The sequence below is a fragment of the Oceanicaulis sp. HTCC2633 genome (genome assembly GCF_000152745.1).
Taxonomy (GTDB): domain Bacteria; phylum Pseudomonadota; class Alphaproteobacteria; order Caulobacterales; family Maricaulaceae; genus Oceanicaulis.
In genome coordinates this window covers 2,824,578-2,850,539 of sequence record NZ_CH672428.1, presented here as the reverse complement: position 1 = coordinate 2,850,539, position 25,962 = coordinate 2,824,578, and the positions used below count along the sequence as shown (strand labels likewise).

At 62.3% G+C, this 25,962-nt stretch carries 24 protein-coding genes; 13 read left to right on the top strand and 11 right to left on the bottom strand.

Translation table 11 applies throughout. From position 1 onward, the window contains the following. Positions 1 to 36 precede the first annotated feature (36 nt). Both OA2633_RS13390 and OA2633_RS13385 read right to left on the bottom strand, forming a co-directional pair. The gene (locus OA2633_RS13390) at positions 37 to 1,653 is read right to left on the bottom strand and encodes a M56 family metallopeptidase (RefSeq protein ID WP_009803105.1); all 1,617 of its coding nucleotides are present in this window, start codon (positions 1,651 to 1,653) and stop codon (positions 37 to 39) included. Then, the gene (locus tag OA2633_RS13385; protein WP_009803104.1) at positions 1,650 to 2,060 is read right to left on the bottom strand and encodes a BlaI/MecI/CopY family transcriptional regulator; all 411 of its coding nucleotides are present in this window, start codon (positions 2,058 to 2,060) and stop codon (positions 1,650 to 1,652) included. The genes OA2633_RS13390 and OA2633_RS13385 overlap by 4 nt, the downstream gene beginning before the upstream one ends. A gap of 118 nt (positions 2,061 to 2,178) precedes the next feature. Between OA2633_RS13385 and OA2633_RS13380 the strand changes: the two genes are divergently transcribed. The 5 genes from OA2633_RS13380 to OA2633_RS13360 all read left to right on the top strand — a co-directional run bounded on the left by OA2633_RS13380 (position 2,179) and on the right by OA2633_RS13360 (position 7,084). Next, the gene (locus tag OA2633_RS13380; protein WP_241760714.1) at positions 2,179 to 3,081 is read left to right on the top strand and encodes a mitochondrial fission ELM1 family protein; all 903 of its coding nucleotides are present in this window, start codon (positions 2,179 to 2,181) and stop codon (positions 3,079 to 3,081) included. A 91-nt stretch (positions 3,082 to 3,172) separates the two neighbouring features. Beyond that, positions 3,173 to 4,150 carry a thioredoxin-disulfide reductase gene (gene trxB, locus OA2633_RS13375; RefSeq protein WP_009803102.1) on the top strand — a complete coding sequence of 326 codons (978 nt, stop codon included), beginning with the start codon at positions 3,173 to 3,175 and terminating at the stop codon, positions 4,148 to 4,150. A 48-nt stretch (positions 4,151 to 4,198) separates the two neighbouring features. After that, the gene (locus OA2633_RS13370; protein ID WP_009803101.1) at positions 4,199 to 4,921 is read left to right on the top strand and encodes an ABC transporter ATP-binding protein; all 723 of its coding nucleotides are present in this window, start codon (positions 4,199 to 4,201) and stop codon (positions 4,919 to 4,921) included. Continuing rightward, positions 4,921 to 6,180: an ABC transporter permease gene (locus OA2633_RS13365; protein ID WP_009803100.1), complete on the top strand. Its 1,260-nt coding sequence runs from the start codon at positions 4,921 to 4,923 to the stop codon at positions 6,178 to 6,180. The genes OA2633_RS13370 and OA2633_RS13365 overlap by 1 nt, the downstream gene beginning before the upstream one ends. 10 nt (positions 6,181 to 6,190) lie before the next feature. Next, positions 6,191 to 7,084, top strand: coding sequence for a LysR family transcriptional regulator (locus tag OA2633_RS13360; RefSeq protein WP_009803099.1), 894 nt, complete (start codon positions 6,191 to 6,193; stop codon positions 7,082 to 7,084). Between the two features lie 388 nt (positions 7,085 to 7,472). Here OA2633_RS13360 and OA2633_RS13355 read toward each other — a convergent pair whose 3' ends face one another. The 3 genes from OA2633_RS13355 to OA2633_RS13345 all read right to left on the bottom strand — a co-directional run bounded on the left by OA2633_RS13355 (position 7,473) and on the right by OA2633_RS13345 (position 9,843). Beyond that, on the bottom strand, positions 7,473 to 7,940 hold the full coding sequence (locus OA2633_RS13355) for a Dps family protein (RefSeq protein ID WP_009803098.1): 468 nt from the start codon (positions 7,938 to 7,940) through the stop codon (positions 7,473 to 7,475). Between the two features lie 97 nt (positions 7,941 to 8,037). After that, a complete protein-coding gene (locus OA2633_RS13350; RefSeq protein ID WP_009803097.1) occupies positions 8,038 to 9,267 on the bottom strand; it encodes a pyridoxal phosphate-dependent aminotransferase in 1,230 nt (409 codons plus the stop codon). Positions 9,268 to 9,303: 36 nt separating this feature from the next. Beyond that, entirely contained in the window at positions 9,304 to 9,843 is a 540-nt protein-coding gene (locus tag OA2633_RS13345) for a prephenate dehydratase domain-containing protein (protein WP_009803096.1), read from the bottom strand. Between the two features lie 182 nt (positions 9,844 to 10,025). On the opposite strand from OA2633_RS13345, the gene OA2633_RS16190 reads away from it, so the two are divergent. From OA2633_RS16190 to OA2633_RS13335, 3 genes are all read left to right on the top strand, one after another. Continuing rightward, positions 10,026 to 10,190, top strand: a complete 165-nt coding sequence (locus OA2633_RS16190) for a hypothetical protein (RefSeq protein ID WP_009803095.1) — start codon at positions 10,026 to 10,028, stop codon at positions 10,188 to 10,190. Between the two features lie 61 nt (positions 10,191 to 10,251). Further along, on the top strand, positions 10,252 to 11,199 hold the full coding sequence (locus tag OA2633_RS13340) for a hypothetical protein (RefSeq protein ID WP_040612744.1): 948 nt from the start codon (positions 10,252 to 10,254) through the stop codon (positions 11,197 to 11,199). Between the two features lie 102 nt (positions 11,200 to 11,301). Then, positions 11,302 to 13,644, top strand: coding sequence for a methyl-accepting chemotaxis protein (locus OA2633_RS13335; RefSeq protein WP_009803094.1), 2,343 nt, complete (start codon positions 11,302 to 11,304; stop codon positions 13,642 to 13,644). A 7-nt stretch (positions 13,645 to 13,651) separates the two neighbouring features. Here OA2633_RS13335 and OA2633_RS13330 read toward each other — a convergent pair whose 3' ends face one another. Next, entirely contained in the window at positions 13,652 to 14,260 is a 609-nt protein-coding gene (locus OA2633_RS13330; protein WP_009803093.1) for a TetR/AcrR family transcriptional regulator, read from the bottom strand. Between the two features lie 48 nt (positions 14,261 to 14,308). Between OA2633_RS13330 and OA2633_RS13325 the strand changes: the two genes are divergently transcribed. Genes OA2633_RS13325 through OA2633_RS13315 form a run of 3 tightly spaced genes read left to right on the top strand, consistent with a single transcriptional unit; the run spans position 14,309 to position 17,114 of the window. Then, the gene (locus tag OA2633_RS13325) at positions 14,309 to 15,460 is read left to right on the top strand and encodes a DUF418 domain-containing protein (RefSeq protein WP_156776261.1); all 1,152 of its coding nucleotides are present in this window, start codon (positions 14,309 to 14,311) and stop codon (positions 15,458 to 15,460) included. After that, positions 15,460 to 16,044, top strand: a complete 585-nt coding sequence (locus OA2633_RS13320) for a DUF2147 domain-containing protein (RefSeq protein ID WP_009803091.1) — start codon at positions 15,460 to 15,462, stop codon at positions 16,042 to 16,044. The genes OA2633_RS13325 and OA2633_RS13320 overlap by 1 nt, the downstream gene beginning before the upstream one ends. A gap of 32 nt (positions 16,045 to 16,076) precedes the next feature. After that, a complete protein-coding gene (locus OA2633_RS13315) occupies positions 16,077 to 17,114 on the top strand; it encodes a low specificity L-threonine aldolase (RefSeq protein WP_241760713.1) in 1,038 nt (345 codons plus the stop codon). Between the two features lie 90 nt (positions 17,115 to 17,204). Here OA2633_RS13315 and OA2633_RS13310 read toward each other — a convergent pair whose 3' ends face one another. Both OA2633_RS13310 and OA2633_RS13305 read right to left on the bottom strand, forming a co-directional pair. Continuing rightward, positions 17,205 to 17,489 carry a hypothetical protein gene (locus tag OA2633_RS13310; RefSeq protein ID WP_009803089.1) on the bottom strand — a complete coding sequence of 95 codons (285 nt, stop codon included), beginning with the start codon at positions 17,487 to 17,489 and terminating at the stop codon, positions 17,205 to 17,207. An 83-nt stretch (positions 17,490 to 17,572) separates the two neighbouring features. After that, positions 17,573 to 18,082, bottom strand: coding sequence for a response regulator (locus tag OA2633_RS13305; protein WP_009803088.1), 510 nt, complete (start codon positions 18,080 to 18,082; stop codon positions 17,573 to 17,575). Between the two features lie 473 nt (positions 18,083 to 18,555). On the opposite strand from OA2633_RS13305, the gene uvrB reads away from it, so the two are divergent. Then, on the top strand, positions 18,556 to 20,745 hold the full coding sequence (uvrB, locus tag OA2633_RS13300; RefSeq protein WP_040612741.1) for an excinuclease ABC subunit UvrB: 2,190 nt from the start codon (positions 18,556 to 18,558) through the stop codon (positions 20,743 to 20,745). A 150-nt stretch (positions 20,746 to 20,895) separates the two neighbouring features. Here the strand turns inward: uvrB and OA2633_RS13295 are convergent, their stop codons facing one another. Then, positions 20,896 to 21,396, bottom strand: a complete 501-nt coding sequence (locus OA2633_RS13295; protein WP_009803086.1) for a hypothetical protein — start codon at positions 21,394 to 21,396, stop codon at positions 20,896 to 20,898. Further along, on the bottom strand, positions 21,393 to 22,301 hold the full coding sequence (locus OA2633_RS13290; RefSeq protein ID WP_040612739.1) for a hypothetical protein: 909 nt from the start codon (positions 22,299 to 22,301) through the stop codon (positions 21,393 to 21,395). Before OA2633_RS13290 ends, OA2633_RS13295 begins: the two co-directional genes overlap by 4 nt. Positions 22,302 to 23,682: 1,381 nt before the next feature. Between OA2633_RS13290 and OA2633_RS13275 the strand changes: the two genes are divergently transcribed. After that, positions 23,683 to 24,351, top strand: a complete 669-nt coding sequence (locus OA2633_RS13275; protein ID WP_009803083.1) for a helix-turn-helix domain-containing protein — start codon at positions 23,683 to 23,685, stop codon at positions 24,349 to 24,351. Between the two features lie 297 nt (positions 24,352 to 24,648). Here OA2633_RS13275 and OA2633_RS13270 read toward each other — a convergent pair whose 3' ends face one another. Next, on the bottom strand, positions 24,649 to 25,962 hold the full coding sequence (locus OA2633_RS13270; protein ID WP_009803082.1) for an ATP-binding protein: 1,314 nt from the start codon (positions 25,960 to 25,962) through the stop codon (positions 24,649 to 24,651).

Sequence of the window (25,962 nt, the reverse complement as noted above, 5' to 3'; positions counted from 1 at the left end):
TGCGCCGGCCGTAAGTTTATCCGGAAATGGGAACGATCAGTTCTCGGTATCGATGATGACTGCCTCTGAAGCCTCGATGCCGCCCATTGCCTCGATGCGGGCCTCGAGATAGCGCCGCAGGTCCGATGTCGCGGGCACACCGAGCTCCTGATAAACGAAGTCCAAAGCAATGAGCGTGTCGACGCTCACCTCTGGATCATTTTCAACAACCTGCTCGTAATACTGGCGCGCCTGATTAAAGCGCTCCATTTGCAGGTAGAGCTGGCCGAAGGTCAGGGCCACCCGATCAGAGACTTCATGACCTTCTGACCGATACCGTTCAGCCCACAAGGCCGCCTCGGTTTCGCGATCAAGAACAAGATAGAGCTGCACCAGCGCAAAGATATTTCGCCCCTGATCCAACCTACTGGCGCCGCCGCTCTCAAGCGCAGCCTGAAAAGCCGTGATCGTGCCAGCATAGTCATTCATACGAAATAGGGCGCGCGCTCGAAGCTCCTCAACGACATACCGGTCATACGGCGTCATTGGTCTGGTTTCGCTGAGGATATCCAAGGCCTGTTGATACTCTCCGGCATTGGTCGCTTCCTGCGCCGCAAGTATTTGCGCCCCAACTGATTCGCTCAATACACGCGGCTCCACGATCTGAACGGTATCCTGCCCGCTCAACATCACCGCCAGGGCTGCAGACGGCGCGCCCGCCAGCAAGATCGCGGCGCCTGCCATCATCGCGACCAGCATCCGCGGTTTGCGGCCCGTATGGCTCAAGGCCGCCCGGACCCGACGCAGGCGCAGGCGTTCAAGGTCCGTGAGAAAGCCCGTCGCCACCGCCGGCATGGGCGCCAGCCCGGCGATCGCCTCGGCGTAATGCTGGCGATGCTCCGGCCCCATGGCGTCCAGCACGTCCGCATCACACGCCAGCTCCCGCGCCGCCGCGAGGCGACGCTCGATGGCGCGATAGACCGGGTTGAACCACATCAGGGCGCTCAGAGCCTCTCCGATCAGACGGTCGCGCTCATCGCCGCGCTTGATATGCATCAGCTCATGAGCGATGGCGGCTTCGGCGTCGTCACGCTTCGCCAGCGTATCGGGCGCCAGAATGACCGGCTTGAACCCCACCACGAAGGGCGAGATCACCGCGTCCACCACCCGCACCGGAGCGAGGGTTTGCGGCAAGCCAAGGCGCGCCCGCCAGACCTGGGCCAGCTGGGACAGACGCCCCTCTTCCGCGATCGAGGCCCGCATCAGGGTGCGGATCTGCCCGCGCTGGATCACGCCCCGCACCGCCATCAAGGCGAGCCCTACGAGATAAAGCCCGGCGATCAGCGGCAGCAGCGCCGCAGGGATGGATGAAATGCTCAGCTCAGCGAAGTCCAGAACCGGTTGGAACAGCGGCATGGCGACTGGCACAGTCTGTTCCGTTCCCACCCCCAGTGTGACCGGCGCGCTTGGCGCATTGGCGCTTTTCAGGTGGGGGATCAAGCCTGACCCCAGCACCACGAGAACCGGCGCGAAGGCGGCGAGCCGGGCGGCTTGCCACAGGCGCACGCCCAGACGAGGCGACAGATGCGGCTCCAGCGCGCGAGCTGCGAGCCAGGCGGACAGGGCGGCGGGAATGCTAGCCGCGCTCGTCCAGATCAAATCCATGAGGGTCATTGCCCTGCCTCCTCCTCATTATCATTATCAGATGCCCCGCCCGCGCCGGCTTTCAGCAGGGCGTCGAGTTCGGCGCGTTCGGCCTCGTCCAACAGGCGGCTGCCTGCAAAGGCGGACGCCGGCAAAGCGCTCGGATCAGCTTCCAGAACGCGGGCGGTGAAGCTGCGCACCAGACGACTGATCAGATCGACCTTGCGATCGGCCGCCGCGAAGACGGCGAGACCATGGACGCTATCCTTGTGGACCAGCCCCTTGTCGACCATGCGCTGGATGACGGTGCGTGTGGTGGAATAGGACCAGTCCTGGGCTTCGCCGATCCGGTCGTGGATTTCACGCGCGCTCAGCCTTTGGGAGGACCAGAGCGCCTTGAGCACTTCAAGCTCGCTGGGATTGGGTTCGGTCGTCATGTGACACCTCGCTTGTTTACGCTACAACTGTCGCACGATTCTGGCGGACGTCAACTCCCAATCGACCGAACCGCCCTTCGCGCTTGACGATGCAGGCATTCCGATCACCATGACGGGCATGGAAACTCGCTCATGCATTGTGGTGTCCGACGGGCGTCGAGGCATTGAAAATCAGGCGCTTGGTCTGGCCGAAGCGGTGGGGCGTCTGACACCATTGCAAACTCTGCCCATCCATGTGCCGCGCACGGGCGAACTGCCGGACGCCGGCATGATCGAGCCCGATCTGTGGATTGGCTGCGGGCGGGCCGCAGTGCGCGCAGCCTCTCTGCATCGCAAGCAATGGCGACGCACCCGTTTTGTCTACGTGCAGAAGCCGCGCAGTCATGCCGACCTGTTTGACCTGATCATCGCGCCACGCCATGACCGGATGAGCGGGCCGAAAGTGCTCAATATTCTGGGCTCGCCCAATCGCATCACGCCGCAACGGCTGAACGAGGGCGCGAGCGCCTTCGCCCAGCGCCTGGAAGCCCTGCCCGGCCCGCAAGCCGCGATCCTGATTGGCGGAGACAGCAAGCATCACCGTTTCACTGACGCCGCCTGCACGCACTTGCTGGAGGAAGTGGATTCCATTCGCCGTCAGGCCGGCTCGCTGATGATCACCGTCTCGCGACGCACGCCCGACGCACTGACGACCGCCTTGCGCGAACGCTATGGCCAGGCCGAGCGGGTCTGGTTTCATGAAGGGGACGGCCCGAACCCCTATTTCGCCTTCCTGTCCGCGGCGGACTGGATCTGCGTGACCGAAGACTCCACCAACATGCTGTGTGAAGCCGCCGCCACCGGCGCGCCCGTCTACCGGCTGGGCGTGGAGGGCGATCCGGGCAAGTTCCGCCATCTGTATGCGGGTCTTGAAGGCGTTGGCGCAGTCCGCCCGTATCTGGGCCGGCTGGAGAGCTGGGAGTACGAGCCGCTTCACGAAACCGACAGAGCGGCGCAAGCCGTGCTTGAAATCCTCGCCTAGGAAGGCGACATCAGGGGCAATTCAAACACTCGCCTGCGCGCCGTCCGACTCAGGGCATTCTGCGCGGCCATTACAGACGAAGGAGCCGGCCATGGCCGACACCCGCCACGCCAAGCTTGTCATCATCGGATCCGGCGCCGCCGGTTACACCGCCGCGATCTACGCCGCCCGCGCCATGCTGGAGCCGCTGCTGATCTCGGGCATGCAGCCGGGCGGTCAGCTGACCATCACCACCGATGTCGAGAACTATCCCGGCTTCGCCGATCCCATTCAGGGCCCGTGGCTGATGGAGCAGATGAAGGCGCAGGCGGAAAACATGGGCACGGCCTTCGCCGATGACCTGATCGTCGAGGCCGATCTCAGCGCGCGTCCGTTCACCCTGAAGGGCGACAGCGGCAATATCTACACCGCGGACGCCGTGGTTATCGCCACCGGCGCCAGCGCCAAATGGCTGGGCCTTGAGAGCGAGCAGGAATTCCAGGGCTATGGCGTCTCCGCCTGCGCCACCTGCGACGGCTTTTTCTATCGCGGCCGCGAAGTGGTCGTGGTCGGCGGCGGCAACACCGCGGTCGAGGAAGCCCTGTTCCTGACCAATTTCGCCTCCAAGGTGACGCTGGTGCACCGTCGCGATTCCCTTCGCGCCGAGAAAATCATGCAGGACCGCCTGTTCAACCACCCCAAGGTGGAAGTGGTCTGGGACAGCGTGCTCGAAGAGGTGACGGGCGAAGACAAGCCCGTGAAGGCGGTGACCGGCGTGAAGCTGAAGAACGTCAACACCGGCGAAGTCACCGAACGCAAGGCGGACGGCGTCTTCATCGCCATTGGCCATGCCCCGGCGACCGAATTGTTCACCGGCCAGCTTGAAACCAAGGATGGCGGCTATCTGGTGACCGCGCCGGACTCGACGTCCACCTCCATCACCGGCGTCTTCGCCGCGGGCGATGTGACCGACGACAAATATCGTCAGGCCATCACGGCGGCGGGCATGGGCTGCATGGCGGCTCTGGAAGCCGAACGCTATCTGGCGGCCCTGGACGCTGCCCGCGACAAGGCGTCCGACGCCGCGTAACCGGTTCTTCACTTGGCGGAGCGCGGCGGCGACGTTACACAATAGCGCATGAGCACCACGACTGCGCCCCCCGCCCTCGCCCTCTCCAATCTGCATTTCGCCTACACGCGGCGTTCGGCTGACGTCATAGCGATAGAGACGCTGCGCGTTGAAGCCGGCGAGCGGATTTTCCTGCGCGGTCCCAGCGGGTCGGGCAAGTCGACGCTTCTGGGCCTGATCTCGGGCATTCTCGAGCCGCGCTCCGGCGAGCTGGAGATTCTGGGGCAGTCCATGCAGACCCTCTCCTCGTCCCGGCGCGACGCCTTCCGGGCGGCCCATCTGGGCGTCATCTTCCAGATGTTCAACCTGCTGCCCTATCTGCCGGTGGGCGAGAACGTCATGCTGCCCTGCCGGTTCTCCGACGAACGCGCAAAACAGGCGCAAGCGGCCGGCGGCGAGCAGGCTGAAGCGAAACGGTTGCTCGAGCGCCTTGGCCTTGACGCCAAAGAGGTCTGGTCCCAGCGCGCCTCCAATCTCAGCGTCGGCCAGCAGCAGCGTGTCGCCGCCGCGCGCGCGCTGATCGGCAAGCCGGGCCTGATCCTGGCCGATGAGCCCACCTCAGCGCTCGATGCGGACAGCCGGGACGCCTTCATCTCGCTTCTCAAAGAGGAATGCACGGCGTCGGGCGCGGCGCTTCTGTTCGTCAGCCATGATGGCGGGCTCGCGGACCAGTTCGACCGCGCGCTTGATCTTCAGACCATCAACACCGCCAGCGTGAAGGAGACGGTCTGATGGCGCGCCTTCCCATTCTCAATCTCGCGCTGCGATCCATCGGCAATCGTCGCGCCACCGCCATTCTGACCGTCCTGACCGTCGCGATTTCGGTTATGCTGTTCCTGGGCGTCGAGAAAGTGCGCCACGGCGCGCGCGAAAGCTTCGAAAACACGATCTCGGGCGTTGACCTGATTGTCGGCGCGCGCTCCAGTCCCGTGAATCTGCTGCTCTATTCAGTGTTTCATATTGGCGACGCCACCAACAACATCACCTGGGAAAGCTATGAGACCGTCGCCAGCGCGCCTGGCGTCGCCTGGACCGTGCCGATCAGCCTGGGCGATTCCCATCGCGGCCACCGGGTGATCGGCTCCACGCCGGGCCTGTTCGAGCATTATGAATATGGCGGCGGCCGGCATCTCGAATTCGCCAGCGGCGCACCGTTCGAGGATCTGTTTGACGCCGTGATCGGCGCGGCTGTAGCCCGCGATCTGGGCTATCGGACCGGCGACGAAATCGTCGTCGCGCACGGCATGGGCGAGGTCGGCTTCATCGAGCATGACAGCAACCCCTTCACCGTGGTGGGCGTGCTTGAGCCCACCGGCACGCCGCTCGACCAGTCGGTCATGGTGACGCTGGACGCCATCGAGGCCATCCATCTTGGCGGCGCCACCGGGTCGGGCTCGACCCTGTCCGCAGAAGAGCTGCGGGCGCGAGACCTGACACCGGATCAGCTGACGGCCTTCTATGTGGGTCTTGACAGCCCTGTCGCCGCCCTGCGTCTGCAGCGCGCGATCAACACCTATCCCGAGGAGCCGCTTCAGGCGGTGATCCCCGGCGTGGCGCTGGCCCAGTTGTGGAGCATTGTCGGCGTGGCCGAGCGCACCCTCGCCGCTGTGGCGGCCTTTGTGGTCCTCACGGGGCTGGTCTCCATCCTCACGGCCATCCTGACCAGCCTGAATGAACGGCGGCGGGAAATGGCGATCCTGCGCGCCCTCGGCGCCCGCCCCCACCACGTCTTCCTGCTTCTGGTCGCCGAAGCAGCGCTGATCGCGCTGGCGGGGGCCGGGCTGGGGACAATCGCCACCTATGGCGCGCTCAACGCCCTCGCCCCGCTTCTCGAAGCGCGCTTCGGTCTTGTCTTGCCGGGGCTGACGCCGGGACTTTACGATCTGGGCATTATCGGCGCTGTTACGGGCGCAGCCGCCGTGCTGGGCTTTTTCCCCGCCTGGCGCGCATATCGCAACTCGCTCGCCGACGGCATGACCATCAGATTGTAGAAGGCCCGACATGGACTGGGACAAGCTCAAAACCTTCCACGCCGCGGCGGAGGTCGGGTCACTGACGGGCGCGGCGGAATCGCTGGCCCTGTCGCAATCGGCCGTCAGTCGCCAGATTTCGGCGCTGGAAGGCGAGCTGGGGGTGAAGCTGTTTCACCGCCATACCCGCGGCCTTCTGCTGACCGAGCCAGGCCGGGTGCTGTTTGAAGCCAGCAAGGACGTGGCGGGCAAGATCGCGCTGGCTGAAGCCAATGTGCTGGACTGCCGGGACGAGCCCAGCGGCCTGTTGCGCGTCACCGCGCCGACCGCCATGGGGGCGACCTGGCTGGCGCCGCGTCTGGCGCGCTTCAATGCGCTGTTCCCGCAAATCCGCGTGCGCCTGCTCCTGGTCGATCACGAGCTCGATATTTCAAACCTCGAAGCCGATGTCGCCCTTCGTCCCTGGGCCGCGACCCAGAACGATCTGATCCAACGCAAGCTGATGGTCGTGGACCAGCATCTTTACGCGTCTGACGCCTATCTCGAGCGCAAGGGCGCGCCGGACAGCTTTGAGGATCTCGACCGGCATGACTTTGTCGGCTACGGGCCGCGCAATCTGGCGCCCATCCCCAATCTGAACTGGCATCTGGATCTGGGACGGGAGCCCGGGCAGAAGCCGCGCGAAGCGCTCGCCGAAGCCAGCACCATTCACGGCATGATGCGTCTGGCCGAAGCCGGGCTGGGACTTGTGGGCCTGCCCGATTATGTGGCGCGCGAGAATGACCGGCTCAAACGCCTGTTTGATGAGATCGAGGGCCCGCCCTTCGAGGTCTATCTCATTTTTCCTGAAGAATTGCGCGCCTCGCGCCGGGTGAAAGCCTTCCGCGATTTCATCATGGAAGAGGTCAAACTCTGGCGAGAGTAGGACTTTCGTCCCATTTCGAGACGTTTTGAGCCAATTGCGACAGCAATGCGGCAATGACCTGACGCAATTGTTGCAGGTCCGCAAAAACGCATAACGGCTATGGCGAAGGGGCTGTTGTGCGGCATGCGCGAAGGAGGCATATAGCCCCCCGACAGCGGGTGCTTCATCTGCTTTCCCCTTTTAGCGCATACCGTCTCCTCCCCGATTAGGTATGCTAAACTGAGCTGGTCACCGCCGACGCGGGGCCAGCTCTTTTCTTTTTATATAAGGCTTTTTCAGCCGCTCCGAACGTCATGGACGTGCGCACCCTCCCCCTCGAGCGCACGTCACAAAGAACCCCGCCAGTGCAAGCGCTGGCGGGGTTTTTCTTGATTGCAATGAGCAGCGCCTAGCCCAGGGTGGCGCGCAGCATCCAGGCGGTCTTCTCATGCTCGGTGATGCGCGGCGCGACCAGATCGGCCGTCGCCTCGTCCCCATGCTCTTCAGCCAGCTTCAGCGCCTCGCGCGCTGTACGGACGACCTGTTCGTGGCCCGCCACCAGATTGGCGACCATGGTGTTGGCGTCCGGGGTCGAGCCGTCATGCTTGATTTTCGCCGATGCGGCCATCTCGTCATAGGAGATCGGGGCCAGAACGCCCAGCGCCCGAATGCGCTCGGCGATCTCGTCGGTCGCGGTCCAGAGCGCGGTGTATTGCTCTTCAAACATGGCGTGAAGATCGTGGAAGCGCGGGCCGGTGACGTTCCAGTGATAGGCGTGCGTCTTGAAATAGAGCGCATAGGTGTCAGCCAGAAAAGCCGTGACCGCTTTGGCCATGGTTTCGCGCTGCTCCTTGCTCAGGCCCATATTGATGTCCATTGCCGCCTCCTTTGCGGTAAAAAACCCATAAGGAGAATGTGGGGATGAAGCCTCACAAACGCCAACTGAGTTTCTCGAACAGAGCTATAGATTTTGTCTATTCGCCAACGGCGGCCTGACAGAAGCGGACAATACGCTTTCCGGCTTCTTCCAGTGCGGCATCATCGGTGGCGTAAGACAAGCGGAACCCGGCCGATGCGCCAAAAGCGGTGCCCGGCACCACGGCCACGCCCTCTTCGGTCAGCAGCGCCTCGCAGACATCAAGATCGGTCTTGAGGAAATGCCCGCCCTGGGAGGTCTTGCCGATCAGCCCGCCGCAATCGGCGAAGATGTAGAAGGCGCCCTCCGGCGTCGGCGCGATCAGACCCGGCGCCGTCTCGAACTTCCTGAGCATGGAATCCCGGCGCGCCTTGAACGCGGCGTTGCGCGGCTTGAGGAAGCTGTGATCGCCGTTGAGCGCCGCAACCGAGGCCCACTGGCTGATCGAGCAGGGGTTGGAGGTGGTCTGGCTCATCACCTTGGCCATGGCCTTGATGAGCTTCTCCGGCCCGGCGGCGTAACCAATGCGCCAACCGGTCATGGCGTAGGCTTTCGACACGCCGTTCATCGTCAGGGTGCGGTCATAAAGGTTCGGCGCGACCTGAGCGATGGTGGCGAATTCAAAGTCGTCATAGACAAGGTGCTCATACATGTCGTCGGTCAGGATGAGCACATGAGGATGGCGCTCCAGCACCTCTGCCAGCCCTTTGAGATCGTCCGCCGTGTAGGCGGCGCCGGTGGGGTTGGAGGGCGAGTTGAGCAGCACCCAGCGCGTCTTCGGCGTGATGGCGTTTTCCAGGGCTTCCGGCGTCAGCTTGAAACCGTCCTCGACGCCGGCGGACGCGAAGACGGGCGTACCGCCGCACATCACCGCCATTTCAGGATAGCTCACCCAGTACGGCGCGGGGATCACCACCTCGTCGCCCGGATCGAGCGTGGCGAGGAAAGCGTTATAGATAACCGGCTTGCCGCCCGGCGACACGTTCACCTGGGACGGTTTGTAGTCCAGGCCGTTATCGCGCTTGAACTTGGCGCAGATCGCGTCCTTGAGCTCCGGAATGCCGTCCACATTGGTGTATTTGGTCTGGCCAGTGCGAATGGCGTTGATCGCCGCTTCCTTGATATGATCAGGCGTATCGAAATCGGGCTCGCCCGCGCCCAGGCCAATGACGTCCTTGCCTTCCGCTTTCAGCTGGCGCGCCTTCTGGCTGACCGCAATGGTCGCAGACGGCTGTACGCGTGCAAGCGCTTCAGAAGACCGGAACAGGTCAGAGGCGGAAGCGGACATGGAAATCTCCTCGATCAAAATCTTCGCTGCGGCGCATCATGCCGACTTACGCTGCAATAAAACAAAGCGAGTCACCAGCTGCGTCGGCGCCTCAAGGGCGCGCTCGGCCACCCGCAATCCATAGGCCGATCCCAGCCCGGCCGGCCCCACGGCGCCCCAGCCCGGCTCGGACTCAGCCGCGATCCCCGCCAGGCCGGCAGTATTCGAAGCAAACACCCGCGTAAGCAAGCGCTTGTTGTCTATATAGGCGCTCAGCTGCGCCAGGGCTTTTTCATGTCCAGCCAGACCGATCAGCGGCGTGTCGTCATCCAGTCTGCGATACAGGTCGAAACTCACGGCGATCGCATGCTCGCCCAGGCGCTCGGCCCACCCCGCCTCGATCGCAGCGACGGTCTCGGCAATGGGCCCTGCAGCGCTGTCAATGGCGGCGACGGCATAGCGCGCCGCGCCAGAGCGCAAGGCGTCCAGCACGGACACGAGATCGGGTTTCGGATCGAGATGGGTGGGTTGAGGCGCCAGGGCCAGAGCCGCCTGGTGGGTGAAACTGCCTTCAGGTCCCAGATAGGCGGTCAACATGTTGGCGTCCTCGGCTGTCTCGCCGACACCCTACGCCCCTCTTCGCGGCGGACAACCGCCTTGCCCGCAAATCAACACATTTGATCACGCCAGCGCCCGATTTGAGCCCCAGACGCGCCCCGACATCGCGTGAGTGTTGATTCATCGCCGGTTCATCAAACCGACAGCAGGGAGGCCGCACCATGAAGCACGACACATCCAGCGCAGGCCTTCTGGGATTATGCCTTGCCGCCCTGTGTCTGCTCGCCATTGGCTGGACCTTCCACGCCGGACCGGCCAGCGCGGAATCGCTTTACGTCTCAAGCGACAGTTACCAGAGCGTCGTCCAGAGCACAGTGTCTGACTGATTGACGATTGAAAGCCCGGCGCAATGGCCTCATCTGTTGGGTCGTGAGCCGGTCTTCCCTCATGTCTCCCGCCCTCAGCCGCGACCGGCTCAGCGATGCGACACGGCGCAGCCTGCCCTACGGCCTGGCCCTGGGTCTGCATGCGGGACTGATCGCGCTGCTTCTCAGCACCCCGCCGGGTGAGTTGCTGCGTATCCATGGGGATGTGGAGCGGCTGGATGTGCGCTTTTACACTATCAGCGCGCCTGACGCTCAGAGCGACGCCCAGCTGGTCGAACCCCCGCTCAGTGAAGAGACGCGCGAGCCTGTGCGTGAGACCCCGGCGCCTGTGACCGAGGATCAGACCGCCGAAATCGCGGCTCCGCCCGCCGCGCCCGAAACCCCGGACACAGAGCCTGTCGGTCAGTCCGAACCGGAGCCCGCCCTCTCTCCGGACGGTCTTGCAATCGCGTCCGATGAGTCTTCAGACGCTTTGCGGCCTTCACCCGGCGCGCCCAGCCCCGCCGCGGCCAGCGCCTCCCGTCCGGACGCCCCCGTGGCCACGACCCAGCAACGCCCTGTTGACGGGAGCGCTTCCGCTCCGCCGCCCAGCTTCGCCGATATTCTGGCCCGCGCGGAAACCCGGCTGGATCCGGATGACTTCCGGGTGGTTCTGTCACTGGGCGGCGTCCGGGAGATGGTGCGAGAGAGTTTCTGCCTGTCATCCTCAGCCGCCAATCTGGAAGCCGGCGACTGTCCGGAAGGTCCCAATCCCAACGCCCCCAATCTGGCGCGATTTGGCCTGCAAGGTCTTGGAGAGAAACCGCCGGAATTTCTTGAGGATCTGGACCGGATGGAGTTCCAGCTCAGGCAGCTCGGCGCAAATCCCTCGCAAGTTGAACGCATCATGCTCGCCTTGCGCGAGTCCCGGCGCGACGCCATCAACACGCCGGGCGTGAACCGCGCCATGCGTCGCGATCGCGAAACGCGCACCGACAATCTCGGAAACTACATTCCTGATCCCGAGTGAAGGCGCCCCCGCTCGGAATCCACACCCGCCCTGCGCGAGTGATTAAGAGCCCATCAACCCAAGCAGGCAAGGCTTCTGCAAGCACTCCGGGAGACTCTCGCCATGCTGTCCAACATCCCCGTCACCTGGCGGATGATCGTGTCCGCCCTGTTGCCGACGCTTGCCCTCTTGTACTTCTCTTCCAGCCTGGTGCTCCAGGAATGGCGCATTGCGGGCAATATGCGCGACGCTGAGCAGGCGACAGAGTTCTCCCGGGACATCAGCCAGCTTGTCCATGAGCTACAACGCGAGCGCGGCCGATCCGCAGGATTTGTCGGCAGCGGCGGCGACGCCAGCTATCAGGGATTCATGCAGGATCAGCGACAGGCCACCGACACGGCCATGTCCCGGTACGCCGCAGCGCGTCTGCAAGCAGGCGAAGCGCTTGAGGATCCTGATCTGGCTCAGTCCCTGTCTCAAGTGGACGATTTTCTGGCGGCGCTTCCCGAGCACCGCAGGCAGATCGACTCGCTGAACCTGAACATGGGACAAACCGTAGGCCCCTATACACAGACGATCTCGGCAATGCTGAACAGCGTGGCTGATCTGTCTCATCTGGGCGCTTCAAGCGACGTCTCGGCGCAGTTGATCGGCCTGTTGAACCTGATGTCCGCCAAGGAAAACGCCGGCATAGAGCGGGCTGTGGGATCGAACATCTACGCTTCCGGATCCATCTCGCCGGCGTTGCATCAGAACGCCCTGAATCTGGCGGCGCGGCAGCGGGCTTATTTCCAGGAATTCCGCGAAATCCTGGGCGAACCCTGGGCAGAGCGGCTGGACGCCGTTCTGGCGCAATCGGATTCCCTGGCGGTTGACGCCGCTCGACAGAACATTGCCGAAGCCGGCTACGGCGCTCCGCTGGCGGACATGACCGGGGTTGAATGGTTTGAACTCACGACCCGGCGCATCGAATTGCTGATGGAACTCGAAGAGACGCTGGCGCGCGACATTGTCATGAACACGTCTGCTCGACGGACTGAGGCGCGCAACACTGTCCTTGTGATGCTGGGCATGACCCTGGCTCTGATCCTGCTGACCCTGGCGGCGACCATCACCCTGATGTGGTCCGTGGTCCGCCCGCTCGCCAACATCACCGATTGCCTGCGCAGGCTGGCGGCCGGAGAAACCGATGTCGAGGTTCAGGGCGCGGATCGCGGGGACGAGATCGGCGTTCTGGCCAAGACCGCGCAATCCTTCAGACAGGCCACGCAGGAGCGTGAGGCCGCGATCCGCGATCGCGCAAAGGCGGAACAGAACGCCATGCGAGAGCGCCGCAAGGTGCTCAGCGATATGGCGGCCAATGTTGAAAAGGCCACCCTGGACTCCGTCGGCTCCGTGGCGGACGCCGCACAATCGCTGAGCGCCAGCAGCGATACGATCCGCACAACGCTGGAAGCGGCGGGTCAGACCGCCACCCAGGTCACGAATGCGACGGAGCAGAACGTCAAGCATACCGGGCGCGCGGCCGAACTGGCGTCTGAACTCTCCTCCGCGATTGGCGAGGTCACCCAGCAAATCACACGTGGCGACACCCTGGCTCGCGACGCCATCAGCGAAGCTGAACGGTCCCGGCAGAGCGTTGAAGAGCTGAATGAGGCCGCCCAACAGATCAGTGACTTCATTGGCCTGATCACCGATATCGCCGAGCAGACCAATCTGCTGGCGCTCAACGCCACCATCGAGGCCGCGCGCGCCGGTGACGCCGGCAAGGGATTCGCCGTTGTCGCGAGCGAAGTGAAGGCCCTGGCCGCACAGACCAATCAGTCCACGACCCAGATTGCCGAACGCGTCGCCCATATCCAGAGCCGCACCCAGTCCACGGTGGAGGCGATGAACGCCATCACCCAGTCCATCGAGAATATCGGCGAGGTTACGGCCTCGGTCGCGGCCGCCATGGAAGAGCAGAGCGCCTCCACCGGATCACTCTCGAGTTTTGTCGAGCAGAACCGGGAGGCCCTTGCCCGGGTCAGCTCGGACATTTCCGAACTGGTTGAGATGACCACGCGCTCGGCTCGGGACGCTGAGAGCATGGCCGGTCTCGTCCGGACCATGGCAGCGACTGCGAATGACGCCAATTCCTCGATTCCGAAAATCGTCCAGCAGGCCGTAGCGGCCGCAGAAAGCCGCCAGGAGCCCAGACACGCCTCTCAGCACAACGCCGAGATTTCGGTCAATGGCCAGGCCCGGAAAGTGAGTCTGGTCGATGCCTCTTCACTGGGTGTGCGGATCGCCGCAAAGGGCCTGCAAGAAGGCCAGACCGTCAAGATCATCAGTCCCGCGCTGAATGAGAAGGCGACCGTGATCTGGACCAGCGAAGACGAGGCCGGATTGAAGTTTGAGACCGCGATCAGCCAGAAAAGCCTGCGCGCATTGCTGGAAGCTGGCGCAAGGGAAGTCGCCGCGTAAAACCGGTTTACGTCTGCTTCGCGCCAACAGTCTCCATATCGAAGACACGCTTCAAGTGATGAACCGCCAGAGATGCATCCAGATCGGGATCGTCACTGAGGATCATGCCAGCCAGTCCGTCTCTCATGGCCTCCAGCCGTACGGCGGTGGCGGCGGGGTCTGGCAGGGACCAGTCTTCATTCGTCATCCCCTCTTGCAATAACGCCGTCAGCCTGTCGCGCATCTGAGCGCGAATGCGCCCCAGCGCCTCGGCGATGGGCTTATCGCCTGGGGCCAGACGCTCCGCCTCTAGCCAGAGCTTCCAGAACAGCCGGGCTTCGGCGGCAAACGCTTCCTCCAGAAACCGGTCTAGAGCGTCGCGCGGCGTTTCTTGCGAACGCCACAGATCACGGACCACGGCCTGAAAGATCAGTTCCCAGGCGGCGGCGCGCAGCTCTGGCCATTTGAAATAATGGTTGAGCAGCCCCGTCCCCACCTTGGCGCGGTCGGTGACCATGCGCGTCTGCGCCTCCGCCAATCCCTTTTCATAGATGACTTCTGCAGCCGCCTGGAAAATCCGGTCACGGCCTCCGCCACGTGAAGTTTTCGTATCGTTCATACAGACCTCATTGACCATTGAGCAGCGGCTCAATAAAGTTGAGCCACTGCTCAATTGGAGTTCTTCATGACCACGCCGGATCGCAACGCCATCGTCGACACCTTACGCACCGCAGCGTTGATCGGCATCTGTGTCGTGAACCTGCCCTATATGGCGCTGCCCGCATCGCAGACCCTCACTCAGGCGCCGACCGGGCCGGATCAGTTCGCCGCCATAGTCACAGCCGTCTTCTTTGAAGCCAAGTTCTTCATCCTGTTCTCTTTCCTGTTCGGATGGGGCATGCAGATCCAGTACTGCGCCGCGGAACGCGTGGGCGCGGATGCCAGCCGCAGACATTGGCGACGCATGATCATGCTGGCGGTGTTCGGCGTGCTGCACGCCGTGCTGGTGTTCTCAGGCGACATTCTGCTGCTCTACAGCCTGGTCGGCAGCCTTATCTGGCCCTTGCGACGCGCCTCCCCGAAACGGCTCCTCGGCTTTGCACTCGGCATGATCGCGCTGAGCCTGCTTTGCCTGTTCCTCATCAGCCTTGTGATCGCCCTGTCCCCGACCGCACCAGCAGACCCGACCCCCGGACTGTCCGGCGGCTATCTCGACACGATCAGGGCGCGTGCAGCCGCCTGGCCGGAGACCTTCGTCTTCCTGATCCTGTTCCAAGGCCCCTTGGCCGCCAGCGCCTTCCTCTCAGGTCTCGCCGCGGCAAAGCTCGACATGCTCGATCCGCAAGCGACGCGCTGGCGACTGCGGTGCGCGATCGCCCTGCCCGCGCTTGTGCTGATCGGGCTGCCCTTGAACATCGCTTATGCCCTGGTCGCGAGCGGTCCGGGTCTGGGATGGGGTCAGATTGCTGACCTTCTGGGCTTCCTCTCAATCGCAGTGGGCGGCCCGGTTCTGACCCTCGCCTATATCTGCGCTATCCGCCTGTTGATCGATTTGTTCAAGCTGCCATCCATACTGGTGCTGGCCGGGCGCAATTCGCTCTCCAGCTATGTGCTTCAGGGCGTATTGGCCGGACTGGTTTTCAGCGGCTACGGGCTGGGTCTGTTCGGACAGTTCGGTCAGGCTTGGCTGGTTCCAATCAGCATAGCGCTGGCCCTGACCGCCATGGTGATGGTTGGTCTCTTCGCCCGGCTCATGGGACGCGGGCCTCTCGAAATCCTGCTGCGCCGGGTCACGTATGGCGGGCGCCCCGCCTCCCCGTTCAAGGCGTGCCGCTGATGAAACAGAGTGTTTCCATCTTGATCCTTGCTTGTGCAGCCCTGACCGGTTGCGCCAGCTCGGCATCCCTTACGACGCCCAATCCTGCACTGGAGCAGATTTCCGGCCTCTGGCGCCTGCCCGATGACCAAGGCTGGTTGGAGCTGGGGCCCTGCCCTGAGCGCGCGGACCAGCTGTGCGGCGTCCTTGTCGCATTCCAAGGCGATCACAACGCGCGCGACTACGCTCATCCTGATCTTTGGGCCTGGGGCGAACGGCTGTGCGGCGCATCGGTCCTTGAAGCGGCAGAGCTTGATATGCACGCCGGCGTCTGGCGCGGTCACGTCTACTGGCGAGAAGATGGACAAATCCTCGACGCGGAACTGATCCAGACCGGACCTGACACGCTGGATGTGTTGCTGTTTGACGGGGCGGACATGACTGAAGGCGTCAGCATGGCGGTGTCCGCCCTGCTTGGCAGTGCGCCGGATCCGTTTGACCTGGCCTATTACGCCGCTCGCGCCGGTCTGGGCCGCGATGTGTTGAGCCAGCCCCAGGAATGGACGCGCAACACGCCGCCCCCGGCTTTTCTATGCGCCCCCTGACCCACTTCCAGACCATTGACGCGGCTGGATGATTGCGGCTCATTGGCGGCATGAACTTCCTGTCCGACACCACCGCCCCCGCCCATCCTGCAATTCTGGACGCGCTCACCCACGCCAATCAGGGTTTTGCGTCCAGTTATGGCGCGGACCCGGTCAGCGCTGGAGTGAAAACCCAGCTCTGCGAGATCTTCGAAACCGACCTCGAGGTGGTCTTCACCGTTTCGGGCACAGCCTCAAACGCCCTGGCGTTATCCGTCCTCTGCCCGCCTGACGCCATGGTGCTGTGCCATGACGAAGCGCATATTCATCGAGACGAACGCGGCGCGCCGGAATTTTTCACGCGCGGCGCCAAGCTGCTGCCCTTGGCCGGGTCACATGCCAAGATCGCCCCTGAGGCGTTGTCGGACGCGCTGAAGCAATGGCCGAGCGATTTCGTGCACGCCACGCCGCCCGCAGTGCTCAGCCTGTCCCAACTCAATGAGTCTGGCTGCGCCTATACGCTCGATGAGTTGGAAAGCCTGATCGGACTGGCGAAGGCCCGGGATCTGAACATTCACATGGACGGCGCGCGCTTCTCCAACGCACTGGTCTCTCTTGGCTGCACACCGGCCGAGATGACCTGGAAAGCCGGCGTCGATATTCTCAGCCTTGGCGCCACCAAGAATGGCGCGATGGCCAGCGAGGCCGTCATCCTGTTTCCGAGTGCGCGGGACCGGTTGCCGCAATTGCTGGCGAACCAGAAGCGCGCAGGGCTCATGCTGCCCAAGATGCGGTATGTCTCGGCGCAGATGGCCGCCTGGCTGAAGGATGATCTCTGGCTTGATCTGGCACGGACCGCCAACGCCGCCGCCAAGCGCCTGTCAGAGGGACTGTCCGCAGTGGACGGGGCCGAGCTGGTTCATCCCACACATGGAAATGAGGTCTTCATCCGCCTTGAGGACGCGCTTGCGGCGCGTCTGCGAGAGGCGGGCGCCGGGTTTTACAGCTGGCCGGACGGTTCGGCCCGGTTTGTCGCCAGCTGGTGCACAACGGATGCGGACATCAGCGCCCTGCTCGACGCCGCTGGCTAGTCCCTCTGAGCGAAATCGCGCGTCACACCATCCCTGATGGCGAATGTGAGACCGGAGCCGCGCCAAACGCCGCCCCGGTCTCGGTCAAGGCTACAGCCCGAATTCAGAGCAGTCGTGAATGGACCAGGGCACGCCGATCGGACGGCATACCACGGCGCTGCATTGCAGTTCGCCGGTGACCGGGTCGGGCAGATAATAGACTTCACAATAGTCCGGCACGCCGCGCCCGGCGCGCAGACTGGCGAGGTCCGCAGAACTCAGGCGCTTTGACTCCGAGTGTTCAGTCTGAGCGGGTGAGGCGTTAGCCTCGGGCTTGATCTCTGCGTCAGGCGCACTGAAGGCCAGCGCCACGGAAACCATGATAAGCGAAAGCATGTTCGATACTCCCCGTTTCAATCAACGGGGGAATACTGGCACGCAATACGCGACAAAAGAACCCCAAAGGGGAATTTTGCAACCTAGGACTTTTCGCCATCCTTGTCGCTGATCCGGCGCATGGGGCCGGAGTAGCGCGGGTCCTGACGACGCCGGCGGTCGGGGCCGAAATAACCCGGCGTCTTCACGAAGCGCCGCGGCTTCTCGATCAGGGTGACGAGACGGTTATACAGATCCACCGGACGCACTGGCTTGGCGAGGTATTCGTTCACCCCCGCATTGATCGCCTCAAGCACCTTGGAGCGGTCTGTGTGACCGGACACCATGACGATCGGGAGATACTTGTTCGGGCTGTCGGACGCGGTGCGAATCAGCCGGGTGAATTCCAGCCCGTCCACATCGCCCAGCATGTAGTCCACCAGCGCCAGGTCCGGATTGGCGTTGCGCATCAGCTCGAACGCGTCCGCCGCATCACGCGTCTCGATCACCGAACGCACGCCAAACCCTTGCAGGATGGTGCGCAAGATCGAGGACATGTGGGCGTTATCCTCGACGATAAGCACCCGGATGCGTTCGAAACTGCCTTGGGACATGGCGCTTTAGCGACCCTGCTGATTGAAGTCTGTCAGGCGCACCTTGCCTCAGAAACGGTTAAACAAGACTTGCCCCAACGTAAGCAAGGCCGACAGCTTGCGACATCGGCCCTGTCAGGCTCACTCCGCAGGATAATCCCGGAGCGAGCGCTACTCCGGATCCTGGTCGCAAGTCCGAAGACGTGGGCTTTCGTCACAAATCAGATAGATGCAGTTTCCTTGCGCATCGAGCACTGGCGAGCAAGTCGCACTGGATGCGACAGCCTGCATGCCGAAGCCTGACAGGACGACACTGAGCGCCAGCGCGACCGAAGACGCCATGCCGAGCTGTAGCGGGCTGAATGCATGCTTCATTCTCAAATCTCCATCAGGTTGTTTTGTGATCGCAAAAACAATTTAGCGGGGAATTTCAAGCTTCACAAGTCGTTCCGCGCCCCCTGTTCATTCCGCTTCCACGCCCCCATATTGCCCCCATGCCCAAACTGACCCGAGACGACAGCGCCCTCACCCCCCAAGGCGTCGAGGACATGGCCCAGGCCGATTTCGTGATGGACAAGCCCGTTTCGGGCTCCATCAGGGATCCGCTGAGCCTGCCCGCCAACTGGACCCCGCACCGCCCCGACCGCCCGGACAAATCCGAAGGCGGTCAGAAATTCCGCATGGTGTCCGACTACGAACCCGCCGGCGACCAGCCCCATGCGATCGCCGAGCTGGTGGAGGGGATTTCCCAGCAGGAGAGAGATCAGGTTCTCCTTGGCGTCACCGGGTCGGGCAAGACCTTCACCATGGCGAAAGTCATTGAAAAGGTTCAGCGTCCGGCTCTGATCCTGGCGCCGAACAAGACGCTGGCGGCGCAGTTGTACGGCGAATTCAAGGACTTCTTTCCCCATAATGCGGTGGAGTATTTCGTCTCCTACTACGACTACTACCAGCCCGAAGCCTATGTGCCGCGCACCGACACCTACATAGAAAAAGAATCCACCATCAACGAGGCCATCGACCGGATGCGCCACGCCGCCACCCGCGCCATCCTGGAGCGCGACGACGTCATCATCGTCGCCTCGGTGAGCTGCATTTACGGCATCGGCTCGGTCGAGACCTACACCGCCATGGTATTCGATCTGGAGGTGGGGGCGGAAAAGGATCCGCGCGAGGTCATGCGCGACCTCGTGTCGCTGCAATACACCCGCAATGACGCCGCCTTCCAGCGCGGCACGTTCCGCCTGCGCGGCGATGTGCTGGAAATCTTCCCGGCCCACTATGACGCCCGCGCCTGGCGGATCAGCTTTTTTGGCGACGAGATCGAGCGCATTCAGGAGTTCGAGGTCCTCACCGGCGCCCCCATTGGCGATCTCGAGAAAGTCCGCGTCTACGCCAACTCCCACTATGTCACCCCGCGCCCGACGCTCAATCAGGCCATTGTCGGCATCAAGAAAGAGCTGGCCGAGCGCCTGACCTGGATGGAGGCCAACGGCAAGCTGCTGGAGGCGCAGCGCCTGCAACAGCGCACCGAGTTCGACCTTGAAATGCTCGAGGCCACAGGCTCCTGCATGGGGATCGAGAACTATTCGCGCTATCTCACCGGCCGCAAGCCCGGCGAGCCGCCCCCCACCATGTTTGAATACCTGCCCGACAATGCGCTGGTCTTCATCGACGAAAGCCATGTCACCGTGCCCCAGCTGGGCGCGATGTACAAAGGCGACTTCAACCGCAAGCGCACCCTGGCCGAGCACGGCTTCCGCCTGCCCTCCTGCATGGATAACCGCCCCCTCAAATTTGAGGAATGGGAGGCCATGCGCCCGCAAACGCTCCACGTCTCCGCCACGCCCGGAAAGTGGGAGCTGAACCAGACCGGCGGCGTGTTCACTGAGCAAGTCATTCGCCCCACCGGCCTGATCGACCCGCCCGTCGAGGTGCGCCCGGTGCAGACCGAAACCTCATCCCAGGTCGATGACATCATCGAGGAAGCGCGCAAGACCGCCGAGAAGGGCTATCGCACCCTCATCACCACCCTCACCAAGAAAATGGCCGAGGATCTGACCGAATACATGCACGAGCAGGGCCTGAAGGTCCGCTACATGCACTCGGATATCGACACGGTGGAGCGGATCGAGCTGATCCGCGATCTGCGCCTCGGCGAATACGACGTCCTCGTCGGCATCAACCTGCTCCGCGAGGGCCTCGACATCCCCGAATGCGGCCTTGTGGGCATTCTCGATGCAGACAAGGAAGGCTTCCTGCGCTCTGAAACCTCGCTGGTGCAGACCATTGGCCGCGCCGCGCGGAACGCCGACGCCAGGGTGATCCTTTACGCCGACCGCATCACCGGCTCCATGGAGCGGGCGATGGAGGAGACCGAGCGCCGCCGCGAGAAACAGATCGCCCATAACCAGGAGCACGGCATCACCCCGCGCACCGTCACCCGCGGCGTCAGCGATATCCTGCAAGGCGTGATGGAAGAAACCGCCAAGGGCCGCGGTTCGAGGCGCGACAAGAAGCGCGACCGCGCCGTCGCCGAGGATCAGGCCCGCTTCGAACCCAACAATCTCAAGGCTGCGATCGCCGATCTGGAGAAGCGGATGCGTGAGGCGGCGGCGGATCTAGAGTTTGAGGAAGCCGCGCGCTTAAGGGATGAGATCAAGAAGCTGGAGGGGGCTGGCTAGGGGGAGAAGAATTTTCATTACTTCAGAAAGAGAGATTGAGAATTCAAGCGCTCCCGTTCCAAAACGCTATCGAATATAGGTAGAACTACATCCCACGAGGGTCAGACTTATGAATCCGATAAGACATATAAAATATACCCAATAGGGTATTTACAAATAGATTCCCAACCAAAAACATATATATATAAAAACAAAAATAGATTGCATTGCTATATTTTCTTGCACCAAGACTTGAAAATATGGCGCAAACACCTTTGCCGCGACGCCAATCACATACAAAACTATAGTGAGAACACTAAGATATCCAAACATAAGGGACAAAAATCTGCGGCGAGTAAGCTCCACAACATAATTCTCACCTTTATAATTTTCTTTAAGCAGAAACGGCTTTCCTAATGTCTTCTCGTCCATGCTCGGAGAATTGAAAGTCGCCACCGCGGCAAGTGCCGCAATGAAAAATCCGACTAGCAAGGCTAGAAGTTGATTAATCGAATCAACAATTCCCCCACTCTCTATAAATTTAATGGTGCCATCTAAAAATATATAAATAGCCGTAAAAGCACATGCAAAAGCAGCCGGAAGCCAGAAGTCATACTTACGCTTCTCGGGGTGCTCTACAGTCAGATATATTATTGGCTTAAAAAGCCTCATTGCTTCCTCTGGCTCAAGAGTACTTCCTTCAAGTTCTCAACAACGTCAGCTCTGATTTCTTGCTCGCATTGCTCACGAAGGGCATCATATCGCATATGGCTCGTGCCAAGGGTCAGCACGTCAGAGACATCTTCTCGGTGCGTACCGAAAGCCCGCGACTTCTGCTTGCCTTCATCTCGTCGCCATGTGACACGCATATTCGAAAACCCATTGTTCCGCGCCTTCCCAGTCACGCGATTAATGAGTTCGATTGCGCCTTCTGTTGGCAACTTTTTCTCAACGTCAAGCTTAATAGCCCTCCTCTCCTCTTTAAGAAGCCCCTCTTCGTCGTACTCGCTGCCCGCAACACCAACTTGCACAAGCTCAATTCCTGATAACACCCCAGACGACAGATCCTCCTTGAGGGTAACCGATTGAAAGCCATGCAATTCCGCTACCGATCGAAACTTACGCACTTTCCCATCATCCAAGGAAAATTCCATTCGAGGCAGGAGTCGCATCATGTAAGTTAAAAACGGTTCAAGCTTTGTGCGGCCAATTCCTGTAACATCTTCAAGAAGAACCCTATAAGCACCGAAGCTGGGATCGCGAGATTTTAAATCAATAGCCATATGCGTTGATACTGCGATACCTTCGCCCTCACGTTTTTCCTCTATTCTCACCACTCCCTTTTCTAAGTGCTCAAAAGCCGGATCAGATAAATTAATATCCGCATAATGCAAAAGAATAAAAAGCAAGCCCAATTCATAATCCACATGGTAGTCAACAGCTCTCATTGACTTTGTCTTCTTGTCAGAGAAATGAACTGCTTGTTTGTTGTCAATGAGATTTAGAATACCGCCCAAGTAGTCTTCAATTCTTGGGTTCGGCGCCTCTACAGGCATAGGCTTTAGGATCAACTCCATATGGAGAGCCCAACGGGCATGTGTATCAAGCACTGCAGTACCTCGAATCTAAGAGGTACACACGATTGCAGAAATTTCCCGTCCGCACAAAAGTTCTTATTTTGTTCCGGAGGCGCTGTCAACACTTCCCCTCAAGAACAATCTAGCCCCATGAATTAGCCTGTATGGCAGCTCGGGGAGCAATGCGCACAACCATCTGCCGTAGAATAGATTTTTTTTGCTTCAGCCTTTGCAGGGCCGCAGCTTAAAAAATCTCCTAGATATATACGGTTATGTTCTAGGGGGAGCCAAGCGCAACTATGAACATGAACCTCGTGATTCCCGTGGTCGTCGATGTTTTTGTTTACGTAATAGCGAGCCATAAACCTTCCTTTTTTAAAGCTAAGGTGATTATTTTACACTTTGTTAAGCCGCGCCCGCAACCTGTACTTGATCAATTTTTATCGTTTTGATCTAGCAGCGCCTCCTTTCTCAGCCCCAAGTCAATTCTAGGTCAGATAGAACTAACTCAACCCGTTCTGATCGCAGAGACGCCTGCAGTAGATCCCGGCTCAAGGCCGGGATGACGACTGGGGTTGAATTCCCTCTCCTCTTCCCCCGCGCAGGCGGGGGCCCAGAGCCGGTTACGCAGCGCTTGATGATCTCTGGGTCCCCGCCTGCGCGGGGAAAGAGGGAGACTTAAAGCGGAGAACGCCGCCCTATCCCCCACCCCGCCCTCACCCCTTACCGTCAAGGGCATGAGCGCTGAGACACCTGACATCAATGATCCGAGGATCGTCCGGGCGCGGGCGATGCGGGAGGCGGGGGCGGAGACCGCCGAGATCGCGCGCGCCTGCGGCGTGACATTGAGCCGCCAGCGCACCGCCTGCCCCGCCATTGTGTCATCCCGGACGCGCAGCGCGCCGGGATCTGCAGGAAACGCTCAGGTCTAATCACTGAGACGCCTGCAGTAGATCCCGGCTCAAGGCCGGGATGACGGGTGGAAAGATTGGAAGAGCACACCCAACCTCTCGGCCTTCGGACTTGATCCGGAGGCCCATGCGGCGGCTCGGTTGGTCTGGGTCCCCGGGTCAAGCCCGAGGACCGAGGGGGAGAGACTTATTCTCTTCCCCCGCGCACGCGGGGGCCCAGAGCCGGATGCGCTAGCGCGTGATGATCTCTGGGTCCCCGCCTTCGCGGGGAAAGAGGGAGATAGTGAGCCGACGCCGTGCGTCCCTCTCCCCTTCCTGAGGGGAGAGGACAGGTGAGGTGTGAGTGGCGGGGCAAGCCTGAGGCGCAGCGCGGTTGAAGCGCACCCCCTCACCCGGCCTCTCCCCCTTGTCCAAGGGGGAGAGGGGAAGCGCTATCCACCACCCCGCCCTCACCCCTTACCGTCAAGGGCATGAGCGCTGGGACACCTGACATCAATGATCCGAGGATCGCCCGGGCGCGGGCGATGCGGGAGGCGGGGGCGGAGACCGCCGAGATCGCGCGCGCCTGTGGCGTGACGGTGAGCACCATCTATCGCTGGGCCGAGGCGCATGGCTTTCGCGTCTGTGATCTGGAAGCGGCGGCCTGGGCCGTGTCGGGGCGGGGTGGCGCGCCCTCCTCCTCTCCCTCACCTGAATTCCCGGCCTTGAGCCGGGACGTCCATCAGAATGAGGCGCCACACGCGGAGGGAGGCCCCGGCTCAGGGCCGGGGTTTCAGTATGGGAAAGAGGGTGAAGAGAAGGACGCGACCGAAGACGCCCCCGAGATCAGCGCTGAACAATGGGGGCAGATGGCGCGCAGTCTCAAACAGCGCGCGCTCGCCTTGACCGGGGCGGGGCGCCTGCGACAGGCCGAGCAGGCGTTGCGCCTCGCCGAGCGCTATGACCGCATGCGCGCGAGCGCGCCGCAGCCGAAGACGGCGGAGGACGCCAGCCGCTATTATGACGAGATGGATCGTCGGCTCGATCGCCTCGCCGCGCATCTGCGCCAGCGGGCCGGGCTGAAAGAGGGCGAAGAGTTCACCGACGCCCACCGCGAAGCCCTGGGCATCAAACCCCTGCCGCCGGAGCATGGCGGGTGAGCTTGCGCCCACCCTCTCCCCCTGTCATCCCCCGCCTTGTGCGGGGGATCCATTCCGGTTGAGCTGAGGACAGGTCACGGCATGGGGTCACCGCATGAAGCGGTGAATGACATGTGATTCCACCGCGTCATCCCGGACTTGATCCGGGACCCGGAGCGCCCTGGTCTCTCTGGGTCCTGACTTGCGTCAGGATGACGGTGTGGGGAATTGGGAGCTTGCCCCCGACCTCTCGGCCTTCGGACTTGGTCCGGAGGCCCATGGGTCCCCGGGTCAAGCCCGAGGACCGAGGGGCTCTGCCTACGCCGGCAAACTCACCCGCGCACGCAGACCGCCGAGCGGGGAGTCCTCGAGCCGCAATTCGCCGCCATGGGCGCGCAGCGTGTCGCGGGCGATAGCGAGGCCGAGGCCGACGCCCTTGCGGTTGGCGTTGCGGCTTTCGTCGAGGCGCGAGAAGGGCTTGAAGGCGTCCTCGCGCTGGTCGGCGGGGATGCCAGGACCGTTATCATCGATGAGAATTTCAAGCCGCGAGCCATTGCGGCGCGCGCTCAAGAGCACGTCTTCGGCATGGGCGGCCGCATTGGAGACGAGATTGGCGAGCGCGCGTTTCAGGGCGCTCTCGCGCGCCTGCACGATGAGCCCGTCCTCCACCTCGAGCCGCAGATCCACGCCCTCGCGCGCGGCGTCATCCGCCAGCGTCTCGCACAGGGCGGTGAGGTCGAGGCTTTCGGGCTCCTCCCCCGCCTGACCGCGGGCGAAGGCGAGATATTCCTCGAGCGCGGCCTCCATGTCAGCGAGATCGCGGCGCGCGGCGTCCCGCTCCTCGCTTTGCGGCATCAGGGCGAGCTGGAGGCGCAGGCGGGTGAGCGGGGTTCTGAGGTCATGGCTGACGCCCGCGAGCAATTGCGTGCGCTGTTCGATATGGCGCTTGAGCCGGCCGCGCATGTCGAGGAAGGCGGCGCTGGCGCGGCGCACTTCGCGCGCGCCGGCGGGCTTGAATCGCTCCACATCCTGACCCCGACCGAAGGCTTCGGCGGCCTCGGCGAGCTGGCGGATCGGTTTGACCTGATTGCGGATGAACAGGATGGCGACGGTGAGCAGAAGGCCTGTCGCGAGGAACAGCCAGATCAGGAAGATATGCCCGGTGGTGGCGAACACCCGGTCGCGCACGGCGATGAAGCGCAGGACACCGCCATCCACCTGCACGCGGATGTCGACATAGGAGGGATAGCGCGTGGTGTCGAACCAGAAGGCGTGGTTCAGCTCATCGCCCAGCGCGCTTCTGAGCGTCCGGTCCAGCGCGCGGAAAAACGCCGTGCGGCGGGTGGTGGGGAGCGCATCTCCCTCGCGAAACTCGACGCTGAGATCGGTGGTGGCGAAGGCGAGATTCGCCAGCGCGTCGAACTGTTCAGGGCCTTCGCGTTCATAAAGCGCGACCACCAGCGCCACCTCCCCGGCGACGCTTTCACTCAGGCGCGCCGTCGTGGTCTGCCAGTGCTGGTCAAAGAAGGCCCAGGTCACAGCCCCCTGCATCAGCGCCACGGGCAGCACGATGATCAGCAGCGAGCGCTCGAACAGGCCCTTGGGCAGATAGGGTTTGATGGAGAAGCGCAT